This is a genomic window from uncultured Faecalibacterium sp., from assembly GCF_900066275.1.
Classification (GTDB): domain Bacteria; phylum Bacillota; class Clostridia; order Oscillospirales; family Ruminococcaceae; genus Faecalibacterium; species Faecalibacterium taiwanense.
Map to the genome: position 1 here is coordinate 5,246 of NZ_FMFG01000051.1, position 8,867 is coordinate 14,112.

Here is an 8,867-nt window from a genome sequence, read left to right on the forward strand (position 1 = left end):
CGGTTCATCTGCTCCAGCTGGGCACACACCGCCTTGGGCGGCTCTGCCGGAGCCTTTGCCGCGGCAGACTGGGCACAGCGCTGCCGCGAACCATTGTTCTGCTGCCTGCCCTGCGCCATGGTGTCCCTCCGATCCATCCGATACGCCTGATCCGCTTATGACGGCCAGCCTTTTATCTGCGCTTGTTCAGCATGGCCATCAGCTGGTCGTAATAGCCATTATCGCTGTTGTCCTCTTCCACGGGCTTTTCAGCAGTGGGTGCCGGTGCAGCGCCGCCTGCGGCAGAAGCTGCCGGGCTTGCAGTCTCGCTGCTAAACACAGCAGACGGAGTGGACTGTGCGCCGCCCATTGCATTGCTGATGCTGCTGCGCAGGTCGCTTGCGCTCTTGTTGTCAAAACCGGTAGCAACCACGGTCACACGCATCTCGTCCGAGAGGTTCTCGTCGAACGCAGTACCCCAGATGATGTTTGCATCGGGATGTGCGCTCTGGGTAATGAGACCTGCTGCGGTCTCCACATCCTCCAGACCGATGTCCGGGCTGGAAGTGATGTTGATGATCACGCCGTGTGCACCGGCAATGCTGGTCTCCAGCAGCGGAGAAGAAATAGCAGCCTTTGCGGCGTTCTCGGCCTTGCCTGCGCCCTTGGCGCTGCCCACGCCCATGTGTGCGTAGCCGGCATCCTTCATGATGGAGCGCACGTCGGCGAAGTCCAGGTTGATGAAGGCAGGCACATTGATCAGAGCGGAAATGGACTCAACGCCCTGACGCAGCACGTTATCGGCTGCCTGGAAGGCATTCATCAGGGTGATCTTTTCCTGGCTGATCATCTTCAGGCGCTCATTGGGAATGACGATCAGACTGTCCACATGCATGAGCAGGTTTGCAATGCCCTGCTCTGCCAGACCCATCTTGCGCTTGCCCTCAAAGGAGAAGGGCTTGGTGACGATGCCAACGGTCAGGATACCCAGATCGTGTGCCACCTCGGCCACAACGGGTGCTGCACCGGTGCCGGTTCCGCCGCCCATACCGGCAGTGATAAACACCATCTGGGAACCCTTGAGCGCATTTGCGATCTCGTCCTTGCTCTCTTCAGCGGCGCGCTGGCCGATCTCGGGGTCTGCACCGGCACCGCGGCCCTTGGTCAGCTTGGAACCCAGCTGCACCTTGGTGGCAGCGTGGTTCTTGGCCAGAGCCTGCTGGTCGGTGTTCATTGCGATAAATTCGACGCCCTGCAGGCCGTCGCTGACCATGCGGTTGACAGCGTTGCCGCCGCCGCCGCCCACGCCGATCACCTTGATCGTCGTAACGTTTTCGTCCATTTCTTCATCGAGCATGAGTGCCATAACTTTGTCCTCCATCGGATTTTATCGTAAAACTGCGCATAGCGCACAGAAATTATCTGCTTACACTTATATAACTGTATCGTATCATCTTTTTGCCCTGAATGCAAGTCAATTTTGCTTTTTTGAAGGTGTTTTTTTCTCGCTGGCGCTTTCCCGCGGCATTTCCCGCTCAATTTGGGCACCAAGTTCCGCCAGCATCTGTGCAAAACCGGCATATCCGCGGTCGATGTAACCGGTGTCGGTAATGCGGCTCTGTCCCCTTGCCGCCAGCGCGGCCACCACCAGTGCCGCGCCTCCGCGCAGGTCCGCAGCCCGTGTACACGCGCCCTGCAGCTGCCGCACCGGCCGGATGTCCAGTGTGCGTCCCTGCACCTGCACAGCGGCTCCAAAAGCCGCAAAACCCTCTGCACAGCCGAATCTCCGCTCAAACACCACATCCTCGATGCTGCTGGCGCTGTCGGCGGCAAGCATGGCAGCAGCAAGCAGCGGCGCTGCGTCTGTTGCCAGTGCCGGGTATACCCCGGTAAACACTCTGCCCGCGCCGTGCAGCGCGCCCAGCCGGGTAATGACCGCACTTTCCGGCCCTGTTTCTATCCTGCAGCCCATTTGTGCCAGAATTTCCAACAGCGGTGCATAGGTCTCCGGCCTGCAGCCGGTCAGTTCCACCCGGCCTCCTGCCGCCGCGCAGGCACAGGCAAGGGTGGATGCCACGATGCGGTCGGCCATGGGCGCAAAGCTGCAGCTATACAGCATTCGTCTGCCCTGCACCCGGATGGTGCTGGTGCCCGCGCCCTGTACACAGCCGCCGCAGCGGTTCAGGAATGCTGCCAGATCGCTGATCTCCGGTTCTCGTGCGGCCCCGCGCAGAACCGTCTCGCCCTGCGCCGCAGCTGCTGCCAGAAGCAGGGTCTCGGTAGCACCCACGCTGGGAAACCCAAGTGTGATGTCCGCACCGTGCAGTCCGGCAGGCGCTGTCAGGATCAGCCTTGCCCCCTCCTCCCGACAGTGCACGCCCATCTGCGCAAGGCCGGAAAGGTGCAGGTCCACCGGCCTTGCACCAATGCGGCACCCGCCGGGCAGCACCGTTTCCACCCGGCCAAGCCGCGCCAGAAGCGGTGCGCAGAACAAAATGGATGCCCGCATCCGCGCGGCGGCTTCCGGCGCAAGGCGGCAGGTGGAAGGCACGCCCTGCACCGTGATGTCGCTGCCCTGCCAGCGGGCCGTGCAGCCCGCACCCTGCAAAAGCTCCACGCTGGTGTCCACATCCGCAAGATGCGGCACCTGCAGAAAACGCACCGTGCCATTGCACAAAAGGGCCGCTGCCAGCAGCGGCAGCACGCTGTTTTTGGCTGCCGGGATGTGTACTGTGCCGTTCAGCGGCATGCCGCCTGTGATGATAAGATCTCCGCCCATGCAAAAAGCCCCCGTTCCGCAAAAGATACCTCATGCTATGCGGCGCGAAGGCTTTTTGTTTATTTTGTCTGCAGTTGTGTCATTTGTTTGTCCGGTTATTTGTAGCTGCGCCGGCAGCGGATGCTGTCATTTTATGGCAGGGAACGCCCGGTTTTATGTCTCCCCGCGGGACACCGACAGCACGATGCCCATTTCGCCCAGCAGCATCATCAGACTGGTGCCGCCGGAGGAAAAAAACGGCAGGCTGATGCCGGTATTGGGGATGGTGTTGGTGACTACCGCCATATTCAGCACTGCCTGCAGGGCCACCTGCACCACAAAGCCCACTACCAGCAGCGCACCGAACCGGTCCGGTGCATGCGCCGCCAGCGTGATGCCCCGCCACAGCAGCAGCGCAAACAGCAGGATCACCGCGCAGGCTCCCACAAAGCCAAGCTCCTCGCACAGGATGGAAAAGATGAAGTCGTTCTGGGGCTCGGGGACGAACAGGTGCTTCTGGCGGCTGCTGCCAAGGCCAAGGCCCGCCGCACCCCCGGAGCCGATGGCATACAGGCTCTGGATGGTCTGGTGGCCGTCGCCCAGCGGGTCGGCAAAGGGATCCAGCCATGAGCTGAGACGGCTGGCCGCGTAGGGCACAAGGTCCGGCATAATGATGATGGCAGCTCCAATGGCCGCTGCACCGCCCGCCCCGGCCAGCATGAACCACTTGAGGCCGGTGCCGCCCACGAACATGAGCACCGCGCCGATGCCCAAAATGAGCACGGTGCCGGAAAGGTGCGGTTCCAGCAGCATGAGCACCGCCACCGCTCCCAGCACCAGTGCAAAGGGCAGCACCCCCACCGCAAAGCTGCCCATGCGGTCGTGGTTGAGCGCAATGATATGCGCAAACACCAGCACCACCGCAAATTTGGCGATCTCGCTGGGCTGCAGTGTACCCAGGCCCGGAAGCACCAGCCAGCGCTTGCAGCCGTTGTACTCCGGCATGAACAGCACCGCCGTCAGCAGTACCATTGAAAGCGCCAGCAGCGGCCATGCCAGCTTGTGGTAAACATGGTAGTCCACCCGGCTTGCCACCCACATGGCCCCGATGCCCAGCGCAGCATACAGCAGCTGCGGCCGCAGGTAGGCAAAAGCATCGCCCCGCCGGTACAGCGCCACTGCACTGCTGGCACTGCCCAGCATTACAAGGCCAAAGCCCACCAGCGTGAGCACCAGCACCAGAAACGGCAGGTCCATGGCCGGAAGATGCCGCAGCGGCAGGCCGCGCTTTGCATGGGCAGCAGCTTTGTGCATCCGTATCACCTCCGTTCCTTTATTGTACGCGGCGGCGGTGCCGGTTAGTCATAGACCCGGCGCACCGGCGCATACATTCCATTTGAAAGAGAGGTGCCTGCCATGCCAAAACCGGAGCCGCGCCCCTTGCGCACCCTGCCGGAACGGGCATTCCGTGCCCGGGCACGGCTGGTGGCCGCGTTGATGTGCTGCGTCTGCTTTGCGGGGCTGGCCGCGCGGCTGGCGTATCTGCAGCTGTTTGCGGGCGGCTGGTATACGAACCGAGCCCTCGGCCAGCAATTGCGTGATACTGTGGTGCCTGCCGACCGGGGCCGCATCTACAGCGCCGACGGTGTACTGCTTGCCGCCAACAGCAGCTGCTGGACATTGCGGGCCTCCCCGCGCGAGATGCCGGAGGAAAAGCTCAGCCTTGCCGCGCAGGGCCTTGCGGAAATATTGGAGCTGGACGAAGCGAAGCTGCTGGAAAAATTCAGTGACCGCACCTCCAACGACTGCCTTTTGCGCTACCGCGTGGAGCGCGACACCGCCGACCGCGTGCGGGATTTTTGTGAAGAGAACGGCATCACCGGCATCCGCATCAATCAGGACTCCAAGCGCTGGTACCCGGAGGGGGAATTTCTGGCCAGCGTGCTGGGCTTTACCAATGTAGACAACGCCGGTGTGAGCGGGCTGGAGCTGAAATATAACGATGTGCTCACCGGGCAGAATGGTGTGGTGCTCACCGCCGTCAACGCTTGGGGCTACACACTGGAGCAGAGCTACGAGACCGAAAAAGTGCCCTTGGAAGGCAGCGGCCTGCGGCTGACTGTCGATGCCAACATCCAGCATTACCTTGAAAACGCGCTGGATTATGCGGTCAAGGAGCATCATGTGGCGGCGCGCGCCGTGGGCATCGTGATGGACGTGAACACCGGGGCCGTGCTGGCCATGTCCACCACGCCTGCCTACGACCCGAACCAGCCGCGCGTGATCTACGATGCAGCCGCCCGCAAGGCCGTGGATGCCCTTACCGGCAGCGAGCGCGCTGCCGCCCTGCAGCTGGCCCAGCAGACCCAGTGGCGCAACAAGGCCGTCAGCGACCTGTACGAGCCGGGCAGCGTGTTCAAGCTCATCACCTGCGCCGCCGCGCTGGATGCCGGGGCTGTGAGCAAAAACTCTACCTTTTACTGCGGCGAGTCCATCTCGGTGGCGGGCACACGGTTCCACTGCGCCAACCACAAGCGCCACGGCAGCCAGACCGTGACCCAGGCGCTGGAAAATTCCTGCAACCAGAGCTTTATCCAGATCGGCGCGCGGCTGGGCAAGGAAGCCTTCTGCGATTACTTTGCCGCTTTCGGCCTGCGGGAGCCAACCGGGGTCGATCTGCCCGCCGAACCCAAAAAGAGTCTGTACTACACCGCCGACCGCATGGGGCCGGTGGAGCTGGCCTCCTGCGCCTTCGGCCAGAGCAGCAAGATCTCCTATATGGAAATGGCCGCAGCCGTGTGCGCTGTGGTGAACGGCGGCAGGCTGATGCAGCCTTATCTTGTCAGCGATATCCTGAACCCGGACGGCAGCATTCTGCAGCACACAGAGCCGGTGTGCAGGCGGCAGGTGATCAAACCGGAAACTTCTGAAACCATGCGTGAGATGATGGAAGCCGTGGTGCTCTACGGCGGCGGGCGCAATGCCCGCATCCAAGGCTACCGGGTGGGCGGCAAGAGCGGCACCAGCCAGAAGCTGGACAGCGCCGACGAAAAAGCCCGTATTGCCAGCTTTGTGGCCGTGGCTCCCATCGACGACCCGCAGTTTTTGTGTCTGGTGTGCTTGGACGAACCCCACAGCTGGACGACTGCCGGCGGCAGCCTTTCAGCCCCGGTGTGCGCCGAGGTGCTGGAACAGACGCTGGTGTACAAGGGCGTGCCCCGCGCCGTGGAACCGGAAACCGATACCGATCCCGCCCAGACCGCTGCCGACCTGCCCGCCGACGGTGACAGCTTTGACGGGGCGTAAGCAAAAAACGGCCCCGGAAAGGTCTTCCGACTTTCCCGGGGCTGCAATGTTTTTTGTTTAATTCTGCTGCGGCTGCTCGCGGAAGACGATCTCGCCGGTCTCGCTGTTCATGGACTCCACAATGGCAAGGCTCTCCAGCTGGATGCCCTTGCTGCGGATCAGCTCGCCGCCCTGCTGGAAGCCCTTTTCCACGGCAATGCCGATGCCCTCCACTGTGGCACCGGCCTCCTGGGCCAGATCCAGCAGGCCCATCAGGGCACAGCCGTTGGCAAGGAAATCGTCAATGATCAGCACATGGTCTTCCGGGGTGAGGAACTTTTTGGAGACGATCACATTGTAGATCTTTTTGTGGGTGAAGGACTGGATCTTGGTTTCGTAGTTGTTGTAGTCCAGATTGATGCTCATGGACTTTTTGGCAAATACCACCGGCACGTTGAACTCGCTGGCCACGATGGCTGCAATGCCAATGCCGCTGGCCTCGATGGTGAGCACCTTGTTGATGGGCTTGCCTGCAAACAGGCGCTTCCACTCCTTTGCCATCTCCCGGAACAGCGGAATGTCCATCTGGTGGTTGATAAAGCTATCCACCTTGAGCACATTGCCCTCGCGTACGATACCATCTTTGCGAATACGATCTTCCAGCATCTTCATAGTGCAGCAGTTCCTCCAACCTGATCTTTTCCATGCCCATGCGTTTGCAGCGCATATTTCTCTTTTTATTTCACTTAGTATACCGGATGCTCTTTCCTTTGGCAAGAGGTTTTCTTGATAAATTTATAGGTTTTCCGCTCTTGTACTTTTTACAGATTCGAGTATACTGTAGTTAATATAAGGTGTGTCCGGCATCTGTGCACCGGCACACAGGAGGGGAGAGCATATATGAAAACGGGTCTTGTGCTGGAAGGCGGTGCCATGCGCGGCATGTTTACCGCCGGTGTTCTGGATGTATTGATGGAGCATGGCATCGTGCTGGATGGTGCCATTGGCGTTTCGGCCGGTGCGGTGTTCGGCTGCAACTACAAGTCCCATCAGATCGGCCGTGTGATCCGCTACAACACCCAGTATTGCAACGATAAGCGCTACGCAAGCTTCGGCAACCTGCTGCGCACCGGCAACCTGTACAGTGAGCAGTTCTGCTACCACACCGTGCCGGAAAAGCTGGACGTGTTCGACGCAAAGGCATTTGCAGAGAACCCCATGGACTTTTTTGTGGTGTGCACCGATGTGCGTACCGGCGACCCCATCTATCACAAGTGCCGCACCGGCGATGCCGAGGATATCCAGTGGATGCAGGCATCCGCTTCCATGCCGCTGGCGGCCAAGATCGTAAAGATCGGCCATTATCAGCTGCTGGACGGCGGCATTGCCGATTCCATCCCCGTGCGGTTCTTCGAGTCCATCGGCTACAAACGCAACCTCATTGTGCTGACCCAGCCCAAGGGCTTTGTGAAAAAGAAGAACAAGATGCTGCCCGTCATCCGGGCACGCTACATGCGCTACCCCGCTTTCGTGGAAGCCGTTGCCGACCGTCACGAACGCTACAACGAAACGCTGGATCACATTGCCATGCTGGAGCAGACCGGCAAGGCGTTCGTCATCCGCCCGCCCATCCCGCTGGAGATCGGCTCTATGGAGCGCGATCCGGTCCAGCTGCGCCGCGTCTACGAGACCGGCCGTGCCGTTGCCGAAATTCAGGTGGATAAGATTGCCGCCTTTGTGAACGAATCCAAGGCTGCAGCGGAAGAGTAACGGCGGCACAAACAGATATCCTGCATGTGCATAGCCCCCACAGGGAAGCAGCTCTTTTGATCGAAGCGCAGGTGCGCAGCCAGAAGGTCTACATGTGATGTTTTCACGGCATCACGAAAATGTTAACGTCAACAAAATCATGGTATAGCAGCAGCCCCGGTGAACCTGACGGTCCATCGGGGCTGTTTTTGCGCCGTCTTCAACGACATCGCCGCAGCTGTTCGAATCCACCCGCCCGGTGAGTTTAGCCTTGTCGCAAAACAAAAACCTCAGCGTACTTTCTCATACGTTGAGGTTTTTTGGTGGGCGCGGGTGGATGTCGCGAGCCGCGCATCTAAAAAAGCCCCGCAGGGGCTTTTTTGCCCTCCGGACTATTCGGCGGGCCGATGCTGTTCGAATCCACCCGCCCAATAAGTCTGGTTTTGCAGTAATACAAAAACCTCAGCGTACTTGCATACGTTGAGGTTTTTTTGGTGGGCGCGGGTGGATGTCGCGAGCCGCGCATCTAAAAAAGCCCCACAGGGGCTTTTTTGCCCTCCGGACTATTCGGCGGGCCGATGCTGTTCGAATCCACCCGCCCAATAAGTCTGGCTTTGCAGCAAAACAAAAACCTCAGCGTACTTTCATACGTTGAGGTTTTTTGGTGGAGCGAAGCAACCCAAATCCGAACCATTGCCCTCTGGGGCATCTTTGGCGGCGATCTCATCGAAAGTGACGGTTTTTGTGCCGTCTTTGTAGTTGAATGTAATCAAAACTTTTTCATCATAGAGATAAACAGCATTCACGAATGTATTGATAAGCGTCTCCCGGTGGCTTTTCACGTTCGGGTCGAGCTTGCGGAACCGGGTCAACCAGAACCGAACCTGATTTTCGCTTAACCGCGGGCGAGCGATTTTTTCTTCGGCAATCCGAACCTCAAGTTCTTTCTGCTGGGCTTCCAGCTTTTCCAAACGCGATTTGGTGGAGTTGGTCAGCACACCTGCTTGAATGGCGTTCAGCATATTTTCAATGCCGTTCTCTACCTCGCGCATCTGCTTTTCCAGCAAAGGGAGCGTGGTGTTTTCCTGATCCTGCA

General features: G+C 59.7%; 6 protein-coding genes and 1 pseudogene. 2 read left to right on the forward strand and 5 right to left on the reverse strand.

Features of this window, described 5'->3' with window-relative positions; translation table 11 throughout:
• Nucleotides 1–172 precede the first annotated feature (172 nt).
• The 3 genes from ftsZ to QZL71_RS12130 form a co-directional block, all read right to left on the reverse strand.
• Complete coding sequence (ftsZ, locus tag QZL71_RS12120) at nt 173–1,345, reverse strand: cell division protein FtsZ (RefSeq protein WP_044954030.1); 1,173 nt, start codon at nt 1,343–1,345, stop codon at nt 173–175.
• Between the two features lie 108 nt (nt 1,346–1,453).
• On the reverse strand, nt 1,454–2,758 hold the full coding sequence (locus QZL71_RS12125) for a UDP-N-acetylglucosamine 1-carboxyvinyltransferase (RefSeq protein WP_294648951.1): 1,305 nt from the start codon (nt 2,756–2,758) through the stop codon (nt 1,454–1,456).
• A 153-nt stretch (nt 2,759–2,911) separates the two neighbouring features.
• On the reverse strand, nt 2,912–4,051 hold the full coding sequence (locus tag QZL71_RS12130) for an FtsW/RodA/SpoVE family cell cycle protein (RefSeq protein ID WP_097775240.1): 1,140 nt from the start codon (nt 4,049–4,051) through the stop codon (nt 2,912–2,914).
• Nucleotides 4,052–4,153: 102 nt separating this feature from the next.
• Here QZL71_RS12130 and QZL71_RS12135 point away from each other — a divergent pair, with 102 nt between their 5' ends.
• Nucleotides 4,154–6,043: a peptidoglycan D,D-transpeptidase FtsI family protein gene (locus tag QZL71_RS12135; protein ID WP_294648953.1), complete on the forward strand. Its 1,890-nt coding sequence runs from the start codon at nt 4,154–4,156 to the stop codon at nt 6,041–6,043.
• A 57-nt stretch (nt 6,044–6,100) separates the two neighbouring features.
• On the opposite strand, the gene QZL71_RS12140 is transcribed toward QZL71_RS12135, so the two are convergent.
• Nucleotides 6,101–6,694 carry a xanthine phosphoribosyltransferase gene (locus tag QZL71_RS12140; RefSeq protein WP_005944437.1) on the reverse strand — a complete coding sequence of 198 codons (594 nt, stop codon included), beginning with the start codon at nt 6,692–6,694 and terminating at the stop codon, nt 6,101–6,103.
• 228 nt (nt 6,695–6,922) lie between these two features.
• Between QZL71_RS12140 and QZL71_RS12145 the strand changes: the two genes are divergently transcribed.
• The gene (locus QZL71_RS12145; RefSeq protein ID WP_097775237.1) at nt 6,923–7,792 is read left to right on the forward strand and encodes a patatin-like phospholipase family protein; all 870 of its coding nucleotides are present in this window, start codon (nt 6,923–6,925) and stop codon (nt 7,790–7,792) included.
• 623 nt (nt 7,793–8,415) lie between these two features.
• On the opposite strand, the pseudogene QZL71_RS12150 reads toward QZL71_RS12145, so the two are convergent.
• A pseudogene (locus tag QZL71_RS12150) lies at nt 8,416–8,867 on the reverse strand (recombinase family protein); the annotation flags it as partial.

Coding starts and splice junctions, on each gene's coding strand:
- ftsZ (WP_044954030.1), bottom strand. CDS start 1,345: ATGGCACTCATGCTCGATGAAGAAATGGACGAAAACGTTACGACGATC.
- QZL71_RS12125 (WP_294648951.1), bottom strand. CDS start 2,758: ATGGGCGGAGATCTTATCATCACAGGCGGCATGCCGCTGAACGGCACA.
- QZL71_RS12130 (WP_097775240.1), bottom strand. CDS start 4,051: ATGCACAAAGCTGCTGCCCATGCAAAGCGCGGCCTGCCGCTGCGGCAT.
- QZL71_RS12135 (WP_294648953.1), top strand. CDS start 4,154: ATGCCAAAACCGGAGCCGCGCCCCTTGCGCACCCTGCCGGAACGGGCA.
- QZL71_RS12140 (WP_005944437.1), bottom strand. CDS start 6,694: ATGAAGATGCTGGAAGATCGTATTCGCAAAGATGGTATCGTACGCGAG.
- QZL71_RS12145 (WP_097775237.1), top strand. CDS start 6,923: ATGAAAACGGGTCTTGTGCTGGAAGGCGGTGCCATGCGCGGCATGTTT.